The 18,798-nt window shown below is 60.0% G+C and carries 12 protein-coding genes; 7 read left to right on the top strand and 5 right to left on the bottom strand.

Translation table 11 applies throughout. The annotated features are described in order from the left end of the window. The first annotated feature begins 72 nt into the window (after positions 1 to 72). From der to D6877_RS18660, 3 genes are all read left to right on the top strand, one after another. Positions 73 to 1,545 carry a ribosome biogenesis GTPase Der gene (der, locus tag D6877_RS18670; RefSeq protein ID WP_024014210.1) on the top strand — a complete coding sequence of 491 codons (1,473 nt, stop codon included), beginning with the start codon at positions 73 to 75 and terminating at the stop codon, positions 1,543 to 1,545. A gap of 151 nt (positions 1,546 to 1,696) precedes the next feature. Further along, positions 1,697 to 2,845, top strand: a complete 1,149-nt coding sequence (locus tag D6877_RS18665; RefSeq protein ID WP_130911727.1) for a pyridoxal phosphate-dependent aminotransferase — start codon at positions 1,697 to 1,699, stop codon at positions 2,843 to 2,845. Further along, complete coding sequence (locus D6877_RS18660; RefSeq protein ID WP_122507799.1) at positions 2,833 to 3,624, top strand: amidohydrolase; 792 nt, start codon at positions 2,833 to 2,835, stop codon at positions 3,622 to 3,624. The genes D6877_RS18665 and D6877_RS18660 overlap by 13 nt, the downstream gene beginning before the upstream one ends. 176 nt (positions 3,625 to 3,800) lie before the next feature. Here D6877_RS18660 and leuA read toward each other — a convergent pair whose 3' ends face one another. The 3 genes from leuA to xseA all read right to left on the bottom strand — a co-directional run bounded on the left by leuA (position 3,801) and on the right by xseA (position 8,148). After that, on the bottom strand, positions 3,801 to 5,480 hold the full coding sequence (gene leuA, locus D6877_RS18655; RefSeq protein ID WP_130911726.1) for a 2-isopropylmalate synthase: 1,680 nt from the start codon (positions 5,478 to 5,480) through the stop codon (positions 3,801 to 3,803). Between the two features lie 463 nt (positions 5,481 to 5,943). Then, positions 5,944 to 6,765 (bottom strand): peptidoglycan DD-metalloendopeptidase family protein, encoded by an 822-nt coding sequence (locus D6877_RS18645; RefSeq protein ID WP_083353522.1) that lies wholly within the window; start codon positions 6,763 to 6,765, stop codon positions 5,944 to 5,946. Positions 6,766 to 6,768: 3 nt separating this feature from the next. After that, positions 6,769 to 8,148, bottom strand: coding sequence for an exodeoxyribonuclease VII large subunit (gene xseA / locus D6877_RS18640; protein ID WP_123444228.1), 1,380 nt, complete (start codon positions 8,146 to 8,148; stop codon positions 6,769 to 6,771). A gap of 172 nt (positions 8,149 to 8,320) precedes the next feature. Here xseA and D6877_RS18635 point away from each other — a divergent pair, with 172 nt between their 5' ends. The 4 genes from D6877_RS18635 to guaA all read left to right on the top strand — a co-directional run bounded on the left by D6877_RS18635 (position 8,321) and on the right by guaA (position 13,124). After that, the gene (locus D6877_RS18635; RefSeq protein ID WP_130911725.1) at positions 8,321 to 9,088 is read left to right on the top strand and encodes a sulfite exporter TauE/SafE family protein; all 768 of its coding nucleotides are present in this window, start codon (positions 8,321 to 8,323) and stop codon (positions 9,086 to 9,088) included. Positions 9,089 to 9,251: 163 nt separating this feature from the next. Further along, positions 9,252 to 9,800, top strand: coding sequence for a sugar ABC transporter ATPase (locus D6877_RS18630; protein WP_130911724.1), 549 nt, complete (start codon positions 9,252 to 9,254; stop codon positions 9,798 to 9,800). A gap of 196 nt (positions 9,801 to 9,996) precedes the next feature. After that, positions 9,997 to 11,466: an IMP dehydrogenase gene (gene guaB / locus D6877_RS18620; RefSeq protein WP_016773343.1), complete on the top strand. Its 1,470-nt coding sequence runs from the start codon at positions 9,997 to 9,999 to the stop codon at positions 11,464 to 11,466. Between the two features lie 80 nt (positions 11,467 to 11,546). After that, positions 11,547 to 13,124, top strand: coding sequence for a glutamine-hydrolyzing GMP synthase (gene guaA, locus D6877_RS18615; RefSeq protein WP_130911723.1), 1,578 nt, complete (start codon positions 11,547 to 11,549; stop codon positions 13,122 to 13,124). A 77-nt stretch (positions 13,125 to 13,201) separates the two neighbouring features. Here guaA and D6877_RS18610 read toward each other — a convergent pair whose 3' ends face one another. Together D6877_RS18610 and D6877_RS18605 are read right to left on the bottom strand one after the other, a co-directional pair. Next, positions 13,202 to 16,330 (bottom strand): membrane-targeted effector domain-containing toxin, encoded by a 3,129-nt coding sequence (locus D6877_RS18610; RefSeq protein ID WP_130911722.1) that lies wholly within the window; start codon positions 16,328 to 16,330, stop codon positions 13,202 to 13,204. A gap of 119 nt (positions 16,331 to 16,449) precedes the next feature. Next, the gene (locus D6877_RS18605) at positions 16,450 to 18,660 is read right to left on the bottom strand and encodes a TerD family protein (protein WP_241662926.1); all 2,211 of its coding nucleotides are present in this window, start codon (positions 18,658 to 18,660) and stop codon (positions 16,450 to 16,452) included. Between the last annotated feature and the right edge of the window lie 138 nt (positions 18,661 to 18,798).

The following is an 18,798-nucleotide window of genomic DNA, read 5'->3' as shown; positions in this document are numbered from 1 at the left end:
TGTTGCCCCGAGCACCAGCCGCTGCCTCGCAGCGGCTTTTGTATTTTCTGAAATAACGAAGTGGAGAGCCGCATGGTTCCCGTAATCGCCCTGGTGGGCCGACCGAACGTCGGCAAGTCCACCTTGTTCAACCGCCTGACCAGGACTCGTGACGCCATCGTCGGCGACCTGTCCGGTCTGACCCGTGATCGCCAGTACGGTGAGGCCAAGTGGCAAGGGCGTTCCTACATTCTGATCGACACCGGCGGTATCTCCGGTGACGAACATGGTATGGACGAAAAAATGGCCGAGCAGTCGCTGCTGGCCATCGAAGAAGCCGATGTGGTGCTGTTTCTGGTAGATGCCAAGGCCGGTTTTACCGCTGCCGACCAGATGATCGCCGAGCATTTGCGCAAACGTAACAAGCGTTCCCACGTGGTTGCCAACAAGGTCGACAACATCGACCCGGAAATGGCCCGCGCCGAATTCGCCCCGCTGGGCATGGGCCACGCGATCCCGATCGCGGGCGCCCACGGCCGTGGCATCACGCAATTGCTGGAAGCCGCCCTGAGCGAGTTCCCGCGCGATGATGACGAGCCGGCTGAAGGCGAAGAGGAAGAAGTCGTTGCCGAAGGCGAGGAAGCCAAGCGCATTCCTGGCCCGAGCGAAAAAGACGGGATCAAGATCGCCATCATCGGTCGTCCGAACGTCGGCAAGTCGACCCTGGTCAACCGCATGCTCGGTGAAGACCGGGTCATCGTGTATGACCAGCCGGGCACCACCCGCGACAGCATCTACATTCCGTTCGAGCGCAATGAAGAGAAGTACACGCTGATCGACACCGCAGGTGTGCGCAAGCGCGGCAAGATCCACGAAGAAGTCGAAAAATTCTCCGTGGTCAAAACCCTGCAGGCGATCAAAGACGCCAACGTGGTGATCTTCGTGATGGACGCCCGCGAGGGTGTGGTCGATCACGACCTGAACCTGCTGGGCTTCGCGATCGAATCCGGTCGTGCGCTGGTTATCGCGATCAACAAGTGGGACGGCATGACGCCGAGCGAGCGCGACTTCGTCAAAGTCGAGCTGCAACGCCGGCTGTTCTTCGTCGACTACGCCGACATTCACTTCATCTCGGCGTTGCACGGCACGGGCGTGGGCAACCTCTACGCTTCGGTGCAGAACTCGTTCAAGTCCGCTGTTACCCGCTGGCCGACCAACCGTCTGACCCAGATTCTGGAAGATGCGGTGGGCGAGCACGCGCCACCGATGGTCAACAACCGCCGGATCAAGCTGCGTTACGCTCACTTGGGTGGTGCGAACCCGCCGATCATCGTGATCCACGGTAACCAGATCGAGAAAGTGCCGAAGTCTTATGTGCGCTATCTGGAAAACACTTACCGTCGTGTACTCAAGCTGGTCGGTACGCCGATCCGCATCGAGTTCAAGGGCGGCGAGAACCCGTACGAAGGCAACAAGAACACGCTGACCGACCGCCAGGTCAACAAGAAGCGTCGCTTGATGTCGCACAACAAGAAAGCCAGCAAGAAGCGCCGCGACAAGAAGTAGAAGCAGCTGCGAGTTTCAAGCTGCAAGCTGCAAGTAAAAGCGGTAAAGCAGAGAGGGCTTCGTATGAAGCCCTTTTTTGTGGGCGCGGGTTTTTGCTTGCAGCTTGCAGCTTGACGCTTGAAACTTGCAGCTCACCTGCAAGGGGCCTCCGATGATCACCAGCAAGCTGCCGAATGTCGGCATCACTATTTTCACGCAGATGTCTCAGCTCGCGGCGCAGACCGGCGCGATCAACCTGTCCCAGGGTTTCCCGGATTTCGACGGCCCGCAGTCGCTGCGTGATGCGGTCGGGCGGCATATTGCCAGTGGCCATAACCAGTATTCACCAATGACCGGATTGCCGGCGTTGCGTCAGCAGATCGCGGCCAAGATCGCCCGCAGCTATGGCGTGAGTGTCGATGCCGATCATGAAGTGACGGTGACCCCGGGCGCGACCCAAGCGATCTTCTGCGCGATTCAGGCTGTTATCCACAGCGGCGACGAAGTCATCGTCTTCGATCCGTGCTACGACAGCTATGCACCGGCAACGGAGCTGGCGGGTGGCCGTTGCGTGCATGTGCAGCTGAATCCGGTCGATTTCTCCATCGACTTCGATCAGCTCGCCGCGGCCCTGAGCCCGCGGACGAAAATGATCGTCATCAACACCCCGCACAACCCGAGCGGCACATTGATCAGCCGCGCCGAGCTCGATCAACTGGCGGCGTTGATCCGTGATCGCGACATCTATCTGATCAGCGACGAAGTCTACGAACACCTGGTCTTCGACGGCGTGCGGCATGTCAGCGTGCTGGCCCATGAAGAGCTGTATCAGCGAGCGTTCGTGGTCAGCTCGTTCGGCAAGACGTACCACGTCACCGGCTGGAAAACCGGCTACGTCGTCGCCCCGCCAGCGCTGACAGCCGAATTGCGCAAGGTGCATCAGTACGTCAGTTTCTGTGGCGTCACGCCGCTGCAATACGCGCTGGCCGATTACATGGCCGAGCACCCGGAGCACGTTGAAGAGCTGCCGGGTTTCTATCAGGCCAAGCGCGATCTGTTCTGCGATCTGCTCGCGCCGTCGCGCTTCAGTTTTACCCGAGTCACCGGCACCTATTTCCAATTGGTCGATTATTCGCAGATCCGTCCGGATCTGAACGACGTTGAGATGGCCATGTGGATGACTCGCGAGCACGGTGTCGCGAGCATTCCGGTATCGGTGTTCTACCAGAATCCACCGCAAGGCCAGCGCCTGATACGCCTGTGCTTTGCCAAACGCGAGGAGACGCTGCGTGAAGCGGCGGCGAAACTATGCGTGATCTGAGTGCATTGCCAGACCTGACCCTGGCGCTGATCCAGACCAGCCTGGCCTGGCACGATCGCCAGGCCAACCTCGAGCATTTCGAGCTGCTGCTGGAGCAGGCCCGGGGCGCCGATCTGATCATCCTGCCGGAGATGTTCACCACCGGATTCTCGATGGAATCGGAAACCCTCGCCGAAGCCGAAAACGGTCCGACCAGTAAATGGCTGCGGGCGCAGGCGGCGAAGTTCGATGCGGTCATCACTGGCAGCGTGATCATTCAGGCGGCTGACGGCAGCCATCGCAACCGCTTGCTCTGGGCGCGGCCCGACGGCGAAGTGCTGCATTACGACAAGCGTCACCTGTTCCGCATGGCCGGCGAGCACAACCATTACACGCCGGGCGAGCGCCAGGTGCAGTTCGAGCTCAAGGGTTGGCGGATTCGTCCGCTGATCTGCTACGACCTGCGTTTCCCGGTGTGGAGCCGCGACGCGCAGGACACCGATCTGCTGCTGTACACCGCCAACTGGCCGGGCGCACGGCGTCTGCACTGGAACCGCCTGCTGCCGGCGCGAGCGATTGAAAATCTCTGCTACGTGGCAGCGGTCAATCGGGTGGGCAGCGATGGCAAAGGCTTCGCGTATACCGGCGACAGTCAGGTGCTGGATTTCCAGGGCGAGACGTTGCTGGCGGCGGGGGAGGCGGATGGCGTGTTCAAGGTGATTGTGGAAGCGGCGCCGTTGGCGGCGTATCGCGAGCGCTTTCCGGCGAACCTGGATGCCGACACCTTTGAGTTCACCTGATACTCCCAGCGCCTGTCAGGACGCCTTCGCGAGCAGGCTCGCTCCCACAGGGAAATGTATTCCAAATGTGGGAGCGAGCCTGCTCGCGAAGGGGCCATAAAAGTCAGCCAGAAACCTGTAGGCAAAAAAAGGCCCCGGAGTTCGCACTCCGGGGCCTTTCGCATTTCAGCGGTCGATTACGCTGCTTTTGCCTCTGGCTGGCTCAGCGAGCGGTTCAGTGCGCTGAACAATGCCTTGAAGCTGGCGGTGGTGATGTTTTCATCGATACCCACGCCGTGCACCGCACGTTCACCGTTCACCCGCAGTTCGATGTAGGCCGCTGCTTTGGCATTGGTGCCCGCGCCGATCGCGTGTTCGTTGTAGTCCATGATTTCCACCGGAATCGGCAGGCCGGCGACCAGTGCTTCCAGTGCGCCGTTGCCCTTGCCGCGCCAGTGCAGGTTGGTTTCGCCCTGACCTTTGCTCGCCACTTCGACTTCGACGGCGCTGTTGCCGTTCTCTTCCTGCAGACGATGGCTGACCAGCGCGTACGGGGTGTTGGCCTGCAGGTATTCGCTGATCAACAGCGAGTGAATCTGCTTGGCGGTCATCTCCAGGCCCAGGCGATCGGTCTCACGCTGTACGACCTGGCTGAACTCGATCTGCATGCGCCGTGGCAGGCTGATGCCGTATTCCTGCTCCAGCAAATAAGCGATGCCGCCCTTGCCCGACTGGCTGTTGACGCGGATCACTGCCTCGTAGCTGCGACCGATGTCGGCCGGGTCGATCGGCAGGTATGGCACTTCCCACAGGGTGTCCGGTTTCTGCTGGGCGAAGCCTTTGCGGATCGCATCCTGGTGCGAGCCGGAGAACGCGGTATGCACCAGATCGCCAACGTATGGGTGACGCGGGTGCACCTGGATCTGGTTGCACTCTTCGACGACTTTGCGCACGCCGTCGATGTCGGAGAAGTCCAGCTCGGGGTCTATGCCCTGGGTGTACATGTTCAGCGCGACGGTGACGAGGTCGACGTTGCCGGTGCGCTCGCCGTTGCCGAACAGGCAGCCTTCGACGCGATCGGCGCCAGCCATCAGGCCCAGCTCGGTAGCGGCCACACCCGTTCCACGGTCGTTGTGGGTGTGCAGGCTGATGATCACGCTGTCACGACGATTGATGTTGCGGCCGAACCACTCGATCTGGTCGGCGTAAACGTTCGGCGTCGCGCATTCAACCGTGGCCGGCAGGTTGAGGATCATCTTATGCTCAGGCGTCGGGTTCCACACCTCGATCACGGCGTCACAGACTTCCTTGGCGAATTCCAGCTCGGTGGCGCTAAAGGTTTCCGGCGAGTACTCGAAGGTCCACTCGGTCTCCGGCTGCATGGCGGCGTACTTGACGAACAGCTTGGCCGCGTTGACCGCGATGGCCTTGATGCCGTCCTTGTCCTGGTTGAAGACGATGCGACGGAAGGAAGGCGAGGTGGCGTTGTACAGGTGAACGATGGCTTTCTTCGCCCCGCGCAGGGATTCGAAGGTGCGCTCGATCAGGTCTTCACGGCCCTGGGTCAGCACCTGAATGGTGGTGTCGTCCGGGATGTGGCCTTCTTCGATCAGGGTACGCACGAAGTCGAAGTCGGTTTGCGACGCGGCGGGGAACGACGCTTCGATCTCCTTCACGCCGACCTGCACCAGGGTTTTCCAGAAGCGCAGCTTCTTCGCCGCGTCCATTGGCTCGATCAGCGACTGGTTGCCGTCACGCAGGTCGGAGCTGCACCAGATCGGCGCTGCATCGATGGTCTTCGACGGCCAGGTGCGATCCGGCAGGTTGATGACGGGAAACGCGCGGTATTTCGAAGACGGGTCTTTGAGCATGCTCATCGGGAAATTCCTTGTTGTCTGGGCCGAAAAGAGGCGGCCTGCCGGTTGAACGAATGTTCTTGGAAAAGCGTGGGACGAGGCGCAGCGATTCAGCCTGGCAGTCGTGCGCTGACGAGGCACAGGCTGCGGTGCTGGCGAAGCTGAATGAGGGTGTGAGAGGTTTTCATGGCTTCAACCCTAACCGCGAGGGGAAAGGATGGCAAGCAGTCGGAAAAAATTGAGAGGAATACCCGGAAAGCGGGATTTTGCAGGAATTTATTGCGCTTTAGGCGGTGGAAGTTGTTGATGTTTGCGTAAGGCTAGATTGGGGCGCAATTGAGTTTTTGGAGATTCATTGGGTATGGCGGTGTTTTACAGGCCGCCTTCGCGAGCAGGCTCGCTCCCACAGGGGATCTTTGTTGTGAATAAGATCCAGTGTGGGAGCGAGCCTGCTCGCGAAGAGGCCGGTCGCCTCAACACATACTCAAGGTTGGAAGGCACCAATGAAAATCGCCGGATCCACCCGCGCGTCATTCAGGCTGACGTTCCAGTGCATATGCGGCCCGGTTGCCCGGCCGGTTGCGCCGACTTTGCCGACCACCGCGCCGCGCGCCAGTTGCTGGCCGTTCTTCACATCGATCTTCGACATGTGGCAGAACATGCTGATAAAGCCCTGGCCATGGTCAACAAACACCGTGTTGCCGTTGAAGAAGTAATTGCCGATCAGAATCACCTTGCCCGCCGCCGGGGTCTTGATCGGCGTGCCCGCGGGCACTGCGAAATCGAGACCGGCATGAGGATTACGTTCTTCGCCATTGAAGAAACGGCGCACACCAAACTTGCTCGACAGCGGCCCGTTGACCGGTTTGTCCAGCAGCAGATTGCTCGGCGTGTTCGGGCTGAAACTGCGGTAAGCCGCGATCTGTTCCGCCAGTTCACCCTCAATCCGCTTGAGGTTGTCGGCGTTCGGATTGACCTGCTGTTTGTTCTTCAGGGTGATGTGCTGTTCCGGGTATTTCTTGCTGCCCACCGTAAACGGCAAGTTGCGCCCGCCACTGCTGATCTGCTGCGCGCCGGGCTTGACCGTCAGCGGCACGCCAACGATCGCCAGCCAGTTATTCTGCTCCTTGACCACCAGCACCGGTTTGCCCTGATAAGTGGCTTTCGGCGCCTGCGCGGCAGTGCCCAGATCCACCACGGCGACGCCGCCCGGCACCGGTTTGTTCAGCAGCCGAGTGATGTAACTGTCAGCGTGGGCGTTGAAGGTCAGGCAGAGCAACAGCAGCGGAGCGAGAAAACGCGGCATGGATCAGTCCAGTAAAGAGAGGGTGACGGGCGTCAGGTGATTGTCCTCGACGCGCACTTGCAGTTCGCCTTCGCCGAGTTTGGCTTTCAGGCGCTGGCCGGTGTGGGTCTGCGCAGCATTGCGGATCGCGTGGCCACGCTCGTCGAGCAGGATGCTGTAACCGCGACCGAGGGTCGCCAATGGACTGACCACATGCAGGGTCTGCATCTGACTGTGCAATAGCTGACGACGCTGTTTCAGAGCATCGCGCATGGCCCGGGGCAAACGTTCGGCGAGGCTGTCGAGGCGCTGACGAAGCATCGCCAGTTGGCGCCCCGGGTGTTGCCCGGCGAGACGGGTTTCCAGACGGATCAGGCGTTCGCGGCGGGTATTGAGGCTGCGCTCGAAAGCGCGGCGCATGCGCATGTCCAGATCGTCCAGACGTTGCGCCTGCTGGCGCAGACGTTCGCCGGGATGGCGCAACCGTCGGGCCATGCCTTCCAGACGCAGGCGATCACGCATCAAGCGGTCACGCATGCGCATCACCAGACGCCGGTGCAGGCTCTCGACCTGACGGATCAGATGGCTGGAATCCGGGGCGAGCAGTTCGGCGGCGGCCGAGGGTGTCGGTGCGCGGACGTCGGCGACAAAGTCGCTGATCGATACATCGGTTTCATGGCCGACAGCGCTGACGATCGGCGTGACACAGGCATCGACCGCGCGCGCCACGGCTTCTTCGTTGAAGCACCAGAGGTCTTCCAGCGAGCCTCCGCCACGGGCGAGGATCAGCGCATCGAAGCCTCGGGCATCGGCCATTTTCAGCGCGCGGACGATTTGCGCGGTAGCCTCGCGGCCCTGCACGGCGGTCGGAATCAGGGTCAGTTGCACCTGCGGCGCACGGCGTCGGAACACGCTGATGATGTCGCGAATCACCGCGCCGGTCGGCGAGCTGATTATGCCGATGCGCTGCGGATGCGCGGGCAGCGGCACTTTGCGTTCGGCACTGAACAGGCCTTCGGCGCTGAGCTTTTCCTTCAGTGCATCGAAGGCCAGACGCAGCGCGCCGTCACCGGCCGGCTCCACGGTGTCGAGGATCAGCTGATAGTCGCCACGGCCTTCGAACAGCGAAACCTTGCCGCGCACCTTGACCGCCAGACCGTCCTTCAACGCTTGGCGCACGCGGGCGGCGTTCTGCCGGAACAACGCGCAACGCACCTGCGCGCCGCTGTCCTTGAGGGTGAAGTAGACGTGGCCGGACGCCGGACGTGCGAGGTTGGAGATTTCGCCTTCGACCCAGATGTTGCTGAACACGTCTTCAAGCAACACCCGCGCGCGGCCGTTGAGCTGGCTGACGGTCAGGACTTCACGGTCCAGGCCAAGTCTTGCAAAGGGATCTTTAATCATGGGGCGCAGTTTAAAGGCTTTCTTCTGCTCATTGCACGAACCCTGTACGAGCTGTCGAGTGCAACGAGGCTGCGAGCTTTTGATCTTGTTTTTTCAGGATCAAGATCAAAAGATCGCAGCCTTCGGCAGCTCCTACAGCGGAGTATTGGCGACTTAATAAGGAAATGAATTGATGAGCGTGATGGAACTGTTGGGGGCGTGGTCGTGGAGCGCGGGCGGTTGGGCGGTCATCGGGCTAGCCATCGCCTTGGCCTACATCGTATTCGGCATCGCCGGTTTCGGCACGGCGCTGGTCGCGGGGCCGATTCTGATCCTGTTCATGCCACTGTCGAAAATCGTGCCGCTACTGGTGTTGCTGGATTTCGTCGCGGCATTCGGCAATCTGCTGCCCTCGCGCCGGGACGTCGCCAAGCCGGAATTGCTCAGGCTGCTGCCGTGCATGGCGATCGGCTGCACGTTGGGGGTGATCTTCCTGCTGAATCTGAAATCCGATCTGTTACTGCTTTTGATGGGGCTGTTTATCAGCGCCTATGCGGTTTACAGCCTGTGGGTGAAAGCGCGGCCGGCACAGTTGTCGGCAGCGTGGGCGGTGCCGATGGGCACAGTGGGCGGGTTGTTCGGCGCGTTGTTTGGCAGTGGCGGCTTTCTTTACGCGATCTATCTGAACAGCCGCCTGCCCAAGGACGCGGCGCGGGCCACGCAAAGTGCGTTGATCAGTTGCAGTACCGTGGTGCGCCTGAGCCTGTTTGTCATCGCCGGTGTGTATGCCGAGCTACCCTTGTTGATGCTGGCGCTGTGTCTGTTGCCGGCCATGGCGCTGGGCTTGTGGATCGGCCGGCGGCTTACCATGAGATTGTCGCGCGAGGCGTTTGTGCGGCTGGTGACTTGGCTGGTGCTGGCCAGCGGCATCGCGTTGATCGTGCGCTATTTCAGCACTTGACCGGATTTCGTCAGGGATTAAGCTGCCGGCCGCAGTTCCTTGTGGGAGCGAGCCTGCTCGCGAATGCGGTGGGTCAGCAACAAAAATGCAGCCTGACACTGCGCTTTCGCGAGCAGGCTCGCTCCCACATTGGAAATCTTCAATATTGGCAGCAGGCTCCACCATGAACTCGCAAAGCATCATCGTCCCGAAAATCTCCACCCTGCCGGTGCACGAGCCCCGGGCGCGGGCGATCGTGCGCTGGCTGGTGCGCAAGAACATCATCGAAGAGCAGCTGACCACCTGCGCCCGCACCGGCAACCGTATGGCGCACGCCATCGCTGATGGTGCGCGCGCCGTGGTGCTGTACCCCGAAGCGCTGCCGTTCGGCGAGCCGATCAATGGCCTGGAGATCGTCACCAAGCGCTGTATCTACACCCCGGCCAAGGGCTTTCTCGAAGAGGCCGGTTGCGCCGAGTGCCGCCGCGAAGTGGGTGAGGCGCTGTTCGAAAGTCTTGAAGACTGGTTTCCAGGGCGCACCGACAATTTCACCTGCCCGGAATGCGGGCACGAGGACGACATCAACGGCTTCCTGTTTTTGCAGGAATGCGCGTTTTCCAACCTCGGCTTCATTTTCAACAATTGGCTGGAGGCGGGGTTCAAGCAGAGCTTTATCGACGAGTTCGCCGATTGGCTCGATCAACCTGTAAGTTGGGTAAAGGTCGAGCTCTGACCCCTGTAGGAGCTGCCGAAGGCTGCGATCCTTTGACTTTGCTTTTCAAAGACAGGATCAAAAGATCGCAGCCTTCGGCAGCTCCTACAAAAAGCGGGCTTTTCCATCTATCAATTAGGCTGAGTTTTACATTGAACAGCAGGGGGTGTCTGACTATAATGGCGCGCTTCCATTTTCCCGCTCGGGAGCCCCCGCGATGCTGCGTATCAGCCAAGAAGCTCTGACATTCGACGACATTCTCCTAGTGCCCGGTTATTCCGAGGTGCTTCCCAACGAAGTCAGTCTCAAGACCCGTCTTACCCGTGGCATCGAACTGAATATTCCTCTGGTTTCTGCCGCCATGGACACCGTTACTGAAGCCCGTCTGGCAATCGCCATGGCTCAGGAAGGTGGCATCGGCATTATCCACAAGAACATGACCATCGAGCAGCAAGCTGCCGAAGTGCGCAAGGTCAAGAAGTTCGAAGCCGGTGTGGTCAAGGATCCCATCACCATCGAGGCCGATGCCACGGTGCGTGATCTGTTCGAACTGACCCGTCTGCACAACATTTCCGGCGTTCCGGTCCTGCACGATGGCGACCTGGTCGGCATCGTCACCTCCCGCGACGTACGTTTCGAAAACCGTCTGGAAGCCACTGTCCGCGAAGTGATGACGCCTAAAGAGCGTCTGGTCACGGTCAAGGAAGGCGCCGACAAGAACGACGTCCGTGAACTGCTGCACAAGCACCGCATCGAGCGCGTGCTGATCGTCGACGACAAATTCGCCCTCAAAGGCATGATGACCGTCAACGACATCGAAAAAGCCAAAGCCTACCCGCTGGCCAGCAAGGACGACCAAGGTCGTCTGCGCGTCGGCGCTGCGGTCGGCACCGGTAAAGACACCGGTGATCGCGTAACCGCACTGGTCAACGCCGGCGTGGACGTGGTGGTGGTCGATACCGCGCACGGTCACTCCAAAGGCGTGATCGACCGCGTACGCTGGGTCAAGGAGAACTTCCCTGAAGTGCAGGTGATCGGCGGCAACATCGCCACCGGCGCTGCCGCCAAGGCTCTGGCCGAAGCGGGCGCCGACGCAGTCAAGGTCGGTATCGGCCCTGGCTCGATCTGCACCACCCGTATCGTCGCCGGTGTCGGCGTGCCGCAAATCAGCGCCATCGCCAACGTCGCCGCCGCCCTTGAAGGCACTGGCGTGCCGTTGATCGCCGACGGTGGTATCCGTTTCTCCGGTGACCTGTCCAAGGCCATCGTGGCCGGTGCGTCCTGCGTGATGATGGGCTCGATGTTCGCCGGTACCGAAGAGGCCCCGGGCGAGATCGAACTGTTCCAGGGTCGTTCGTACAAGGCTTATCGCGGCATGGGTTCGCTGGGCGCCATGTCCCAGGCTCAAGGCTCGTCCGACCGTTACTTCCAGGACTCCTCGGCCGGTGCCGAGAAACTGGTTCCGGAAGGTATCGAAGGTCGTGTGCCGTACAAAGGCACCCTGAGCGCGATCATTCACCAGTTGATGGGCGGCCTGCGTTCCTCGATGGGTTACACCGGCAGCGCCAACATCGAAGAAATGCGCACCAAGCCCGAGTTCGTGCGGATCACCGGTGCCGGCATGGCCGAGTCCCACGTTCACGACGTGCAGATCACCAAGGAAGCGCCGAACTACCGCGTAGGTTGAGGCTTCCAGCAAAACGTTAAATCACCGGGGCTGTTCATTCAGCCCCGAGTTGTTTCTGATTCACTACATGAGAATGAGTCATGGCCCTCGACATTCACGCTCACCGCATCCTGATCCTCGACTTCGGTTCGCAATATACCCAGCTGATTGCCCGCCGCGTGCGCGAGATCGGCGTGTACTGCGAACTGCACCCGTTCGACATGGACGAAGATGCGATCCGCGAATTCGCCCCTAAAGGCGTCATCCTCGCCGGCGGCCCCGAGTCCGTGCACGAAGCCAACAGCCCGCGCTGCCCGCAGGCGGTGTTCGACCTCGGCGTTCCGGTATTCGGCATCTGCTACGGCATGCAGACCATGGCCGAGCAACTGGGCGGCAAGGTTGAAGGTTCCGAACTGCGTGAGTTCGGTTACGCCCGCGTTGACGTGGTCGGCAAGAGCCGCCTGCTCGACGGCATCGAAGACCACATCGACGCCGACGGCCTGTTCGGCCTCGACGTGTGGATGAGCCACGGTGACAAAGTCACCAAGATGCCGGAAGACTTCCACATCCTCGCCAGCACCCCAAGCTGCCCGATCGCCGGTATGTTCAACGACGACCGCGCTTACTACGGCGTGCAGTTCCACCCGGAAGTGACCCACACCAAACAGGGCGGTCGCATCCTGTCGCGCTTCGTGCTCGACATCTGCGGCTGTGAAGCCCTGTGGACGCCGTCGAAGATCGCTGAAGACGCCATCGCCAACATCCGCGCCCAGGTCGGCACCGACAACGTCCTGCTGGGCCTGTCCGGTGGTGTTGACTCCTCCGTTGTGGCGGCACTGCTGCACAAGGCCATCGGCGATCAACTGACCTGCGTCTTCGTCGACAACGGTCTGCTGCGTCTGCACGAAGGCGAGCAAGTGATGGCCATGTTCGCCGAGAACATGGGCGTCAAGGTGATCCGCGCCAACGCTGAGGAGCAGTTCCTCAACAACCTGGCCGGCGAAGCCGACCCGGAGAAGAAGCGCAAGATCATCGGCCGCACCTTCATCGACGTGTTCGATGCCGAGTCCTGCAAGCTGGACAACATCAAGTACCTCGCTCAGGGCACCATCTACCCGGACGTGATCGAGTCGGCTGGCGCGAAAAGCGGCAAGGCCCACGTAATCAAGTCGCACCACAACGTGGGCGGCCTGCCGGATGAGATGAACCTGAAACTGGTCGAGCCCCTGCGCGAACTGTTCAAGGACGAAGTCCGTCGTCTGGGTCTGGAACTGGGCCTGCCGTACGACATGGTCTACCGTCACCCGTTCCCGGGTCCGGGCCTGGGCGTGCGCATCCTCGGTGAGGTGAAGAAGGAATACGCCGACCTGCTGCGTCGCGCCGACCACATCTTCATCGAAGAACTGCGCAAAGCCGACTGGTACCACAAGGTCAGCCAGGCGTTCGTGGTGTTCCAGCCAGTCAAATCGGTCGGCGTGGTAGGCGACGGCCGTCGTTACGCCTGGGTCGTGGCCCTGCGTGCCGTGGAAACCATCGACTTCATGACCGCACGTTGGGCACACCTGCCTTACGAACTGCTGGAAACCGTCTCCGGCCGCATCATCAACGAAATCGAAGGCATCTCGCGCGTCACTTATGACGTATCGAGCAAGCCGCCGGCGACGATTGAGTGGGAATAATCCCGCTGCGGTTCGAGTAACGTAAAACCCTTGGCGTGAAGCCAAGGGTTTTTTCGTTTCAGGCCCCTGAAAACAGGTCAGGTGGGTAAACGACTTTGCAGGGTGAAGCCGAGTTCGATCAGGCGCTCCGCTACTGCGGCGATGTCGTGGAAATTCCTGCCGGTGATGCGAGGCATTGACAGGTCCCAGATATAAAACCGGCCCGCGGTTGTGCAATGCACCCTTGTTCGCACAATGTCGCTGTCGCTGTTGCGGCGAACCAGTGTGTATATGTCGGGTTCGGTCTTCTGAATCACGAACATGCCGTTACGATGCAGAAGCTTTTCCAGCGCTGCCGCATTCCATTGCGGCATGGGGCACTTGATCTGCAATCGCAGGTCAGCGAACAGAACGTCGAAATCGTTGCTGGTCATTGCCCAGTTGTAAAACGGACCGCGGGCGACTTCCACCCCCGGGTCAATGCTGATGTCTGCGGTCTCCTCGGGCCAGACTTCTTCAATGCGCAAACCGATGCCGCCCCTGAGTTCGCTTATGCCTGGCAGATCTCTGAACATATTGATATTCGTTGCATCGACCAAGGCTACCCACTTCTTCGTTCTGTTGAGAAGCTTGTCACTCTCTATGATTGTTGTTGAGAGGCGAGTCTTGATCATCTGTTCTTCGATCGAAAGGAGCGGTCGTTTCAGCGTGTAGGTGTGCGCTGCATCGAGTCCGTGTACCCGGATGCCATTGGCTTGGGCAGTCTTGACCAATTCGAGAACGTTGAACCTGTTCTCGGGATCGGTACCCAGCCCGGACAGATAAGTTCGCAGGTCCTCTGACATGTCCCCCGACGGGAAGAACTGGTTGAGATCATTCTGGGCAAAATCGCTCAGCAGCCCACGCACATAAAGGGTTTGAATATGCCGCGCGAACGCTGGCATGTTTTCGATCATGAAGCGCATGCTGGCGATGCGATCAAGGGTTTCACCGACCGCCAGCCCATCGGTATTGGCAAAGATGCGATCAATCAGGTCATCGACCTGCATCTGGGGACTGATTTGCGGAATGTCCGGACGCTCGGGCAGGTTGATCCATTTCAACTCCCGGTGGAATTTTTCTGCCTTGTTCAGCAGAGCCCTGCGTTCTTCGCTGAAATGTTCCACGTACCGCTCGGTCGTTGATAAAAAGCGGCGTCGAGCGCCTGCTGACTCGGCCGATGCGCTGGGCAGGTTCATTGCCCATCTTCTCATTCCTGGCTTTTCCTTCTCTGAAACGCCTTTGAGCTTCGTAACCAGGCGCAGCGGACAGGGAACGCCTGGAAGCGGTTCGAGGCATCGCATTTCCACCGATGGCGTGCCCCCGGACGAGCTCACTTCAGTCTCCGGCGCACACGCCTTGCCCACACACTGGCCACCACCCCGCAGCCGCAGCGCAGGCATACGCTCCCATTTGCCGGCGCTCCCAAAGCGAACCGGCAACGAATAGGCGAATTGATTGGGGCGCTCGGGATTGACGATTGCCCAGTTGCCACTGTCCTGAGAGTCGGCGAAGTAACGTACGTAGTAGGCCTGGCCATCCATTTCGATGGCGTAACCGGGCTCCTTGTCGAGACGGTAAATGCCTTCATATTTTCCCGGCGTCGCCTCTACTGAATGTTGCGCAAGCAACTCGTTGCATCGATAGCTGGCAGGAACCTCTGGAAAAATCGGACCGTGCCGTGTGGCAGTCATGGTCAAGAGCTCAGTGGCGGTAACGGATGTCGCTTCTTCGGGGATCTCGTTGGTCAACTCGCTGGTAGCTGCTTCCGTCCCGGTGACCGGTGGCGGATCCACGGGCGGCAATGATGGCGTGTCAGCCGAGGAAAGCTCGATCAGCCCGAGCATCTCTTCAGCCTCGGCATACTCGACCTGTGGGCCAACTTCCAGCTGCGCGCCAGTACCGATCAGGAACGGCACATTGAATACGGTTTCGATCGCGCTGAGCACTGCACCGATGACCCCGGCTCTACGCTCGGCTGCCGTAATGCCGTTGATCGCCTGATCGATGTTCAGCCCCATGTTCGCGATACCGGCGCCAATCAACGGCAAAGCCACCGGCCAGCCCACGGCCGCCATCGGGCCGAACACCTTCAGGCCGGCGCTCAGATACCCGGTCCAGAGTTTCTTGCGCAGGTCACTGTTGGATGTGAGCACCAGATGCGCCTCGGCAGCCATGCCCGCACGGGTCGACTCGCTTAACCAAGTGAAGGCGTCACCGCTGATCGCAACGTTGCTGCGGTTGATCATCCGATGATCGCTGTGGCCCCAGGTGCTCACCAAACGGTTCATCAGATCGGTGAGGTTCTCGGTGATGTGATTGCTGTCAGCCAGCGAGAAGTGCTTCAGAAACAAGGGGCGTTTCTGCTCTGAATTCATCTGATCGAGCAACCACCAGTGCAGATCCGCTGCAGTGTCCATCAGTCGAAAGGCCTGAGGTTCTCCCGGCAGGTAAAGAGTCTGCCGGCCACTGTCTTCGACCAGACGCAGGACGTTGGTGGCGACATGGCCGTCCAGATCAAGCGTGCGCACTTGCGCGCCGACCGGGTATGTGGCTCGCAACATTCGCAGGGTAATGGGCCAGGTAATCGGGCCGATCAGCGAGGTGACGATGCGTTGGAAGTCATTGCCGTCAACATCACCCTCTTGCAGCGCCTGCACGGCCTGACTGAGGAAGTTGCACTTGGCCAGGGCGCGGAAATCTTCCGACGAGGTTTGCCAGAATTTGGTCAACTGACCGGTGTAGCGCGTGCTGAAATCGACGGCCCAGAACGCCTTCAGCACGTCGCTGCCAAGCAGTCGCACTTCGTTGTCCTGATTGAAATTCTCCGCGTCCGGGCCATCCGAGTAGAAGCCACAGTAAAGGCCCAGCAAATCTGCGTTGTCTTGATCGGTTGCACGAAAGCGATGGATCACCAACTGCGTGAGGGTGAGCGTTTCATAAGGCTTTTCCAGCAAGTGTTCCCAACCGGTGAAGGTCAGCGTGCTGCTTTGCGCCGTTTTGAAACGATGGAAATAAACCTCGTCGGGATCAAGGCCGGATAGCCCTTTGTCCGTCAGCAGTTCGATCGCGACTTGCCGGGCCGCGTCGAGCAGGCTCGGGCAGGTCTGCACGATGCTGGTGGCGATGGCCTTGAGGGCGGTTTTGTCCGCTGCGTTCGGCAGCAGACGGCGTTCGGGAATGGTCATGCGGGTGTTCATCCTTGAGGCAAAGGTCGAGGATGACCGACGCGCTCAAGGCGAGGGTGTTACCCGGTTACTGCATGTTGGTTGTCCCGTTGAGGGGCAGCGAATGCAGACGCAGGTTTTCAAAGATATTCGGACCGAATCAGATCCGTATCGAACGGCGTCAGACCTTGTTCAGGTGCGAACACCCTCTGCGCCTGCTCTGCAGAGCCCACTCGTTCGCCTCGTGCCCGCACATGTAAATCGAAAAGCGTGTGCAGATCCGGCCTTGGTGTATGCACCAGGGCGCGCAGCATCAACGAAACTCCGCTGAGGTTGTTGTCGACGTTGTTCCAGCGGGGCGATGAAGTCAGCCCCAGATCGGCCCAGATCATGCGACGTTCCACCAGGTCCATCACGAAAGGCAGGCAGATACTCGTGTCGGAGGCGATATCGATGCGGTCTACAACGGAGCGCGGCTCGAACACTTCCCCCGATGCAGTGTCGGCACGTGCCATCCAGCCCGCGAAACATTCAGGAAGGTCACAATATGGCTGCTGGGTAAATGAGTTGAGGGACGTAACGACATAGCGGACGCCCTTTTTGACGAGAACATCAAGGTCGAGGTCGATGAATTCGGAGGCGCCGTTGGGCGCGTCGACGATGTCCCCGCTGTGGTAACCGCCATAACCTTTGAGGTTGTAATAGGCGACCGCTTCCTTGAAGACGAAGTCAGTGTCGAAGAAGGCGGCAGACAAGTCGATGTCCGTGCGGTCACGACCATTCTTCCACCAGAGGAACAGGCGGATGAATCGCGTGTCGGGCATCGGCAGTCGACTGCCGCGCACCAGCGTGCGCAGCGACTTCGCTGCGGCGCGCTGTGCCAGTGGCACCCGGTATTCGCGCAACGCCGGATCGATGAAACAACGCCCCAGTGGTGGCAGCAACGTGAAACGCGCGATCAGGGCGTTCTCGCAAATCTGTGCGGCACGTGCCAATACCTGCGGTGCGATCGACTCTCGACGATCAGCAGTGCCGAAGACTTTTGCCAGCGCTCCTTTAGGTGTGAACGCCCGCAAGGGCAGGGGGCGCGGGGCATTTACATGGGACAGCAATTGCAGCAACACAGGTGAGGACACTTGCGCCGCGACAGCCGCAAAAGCGTCGAGCACAGCGTCCGGTTCTGTGGCACGCCGTAACATCACGTCCAGACGGCGCGCGAATTCTCCGGGACGATCCTGCAGCACCGGCGTAAGCGCGGCGATCTGGCGTTGGGCAAGCATGGTTTCCACACGCGACCCGAACGATGCCGGCGGATCGTTGCGTCGCGCTGCGGTGATGGCCGCGAATGCCCGAGGATACTTCTCAGCGTAATCGCCTGGATGCAGGACTTCGGCCAGACGTTTCCAGCGCTCGGCCTGGCGCATCACATCCTCGGTAGCGTTGGGCATGCGGTCGAGCAGGCGCAACAGCTTGCGACGCATCGAACGTTTCATTTTGCTAAAGCGCGTCAGAGCCGTTGCCAGCGATACGTCTCCGCCATGCAGTGCGATCGCCACGCGCAGCACGTCGGTTGCCGTTTCGACATTTTGCTCAAGGAATTCCTCGACCCGGGCATCGTCACCGATATGCAGGATCAGCGCGCCGCCGACCAGCGCGCGAATCTCGCGGAACGGGATGGTATCGGGCAGCAGACGGAACACGTCGTTTCTGTAAGTTCGGATAAACCAAGTGACATCCGCGGCTTCCTCTTCGGACAGCGAGGTACGCGATGAGACCAGCGGCTCGAGCAATGCCTCGAACTCGCTGACACTTCCCGGTTCGATAACCCAATGGATGAAGTTGCCTTCAAGCATGGCTGGCCGAACCTGTTCGCTGGGTGGCAGGCGCCGAAGTGTGTGGTAGTGAATGACGGCGTTGAGATACAACTCCGCCTCTGTTGCTTCGAGGACTTGATTGGGGAAGTCAGGATAAAACGGTCGGTGATGTACATGAGCACCGCTGCGACGCCGCAGGACGCGAATGACTTCACGCAGCCAATTCTTGAGTTCTACCGCAGAGAGCAAGCCGATCTGCTCGATCAGCGACTCGGAAAGTACACATCGGAACGCCGCGACTTCTTTGACCGCTGATGCGATCTGCGCGCGTGTGGCTCCGCCAGAGCCGGCAGGGACGTGAAGTTTTGTACGGCGCCGCAGGAACAGCTCCTGATTCATCATGATTTCTTCCTTGGTCGCCGTTTCCAGTGAGCTGAAGCCCACCTGTGCAATCGATACGAAAACGCCTGCAATAAGCAGGCGCAATGTGGAGAGCGGAACCCCTAGTTCATGGAGGATAGAAGGAAGGTGTTCCATAGCCACGGCGGCATACTACCGGAGGTCATCGCGGCTTGTCAGCGAATCACATATTTTGAAATGGGCTCGCCTGTTGGCGAACGTCAGCGCCGCGCCACATCCGAAAAATAGAACTTGTCCAGCGTATGCCGCGATTCG

This window comes from Pseudomonas sp. Sample_9 (genome assembly GCF_004307535.1).
Classification (GTDB): domain Bacteria; phylum Pseudomonadota; class Gammaproteobacteria; order Pseudomonadales; family Pseudomonadaceae; genus Aquipseudomonas; species Aquipseudomonas mercuritolerans.
Note: the sequence above shows the minus strand (reverse complement) of the source record. Positions and strands in the feature narration are given on the sequence as shown.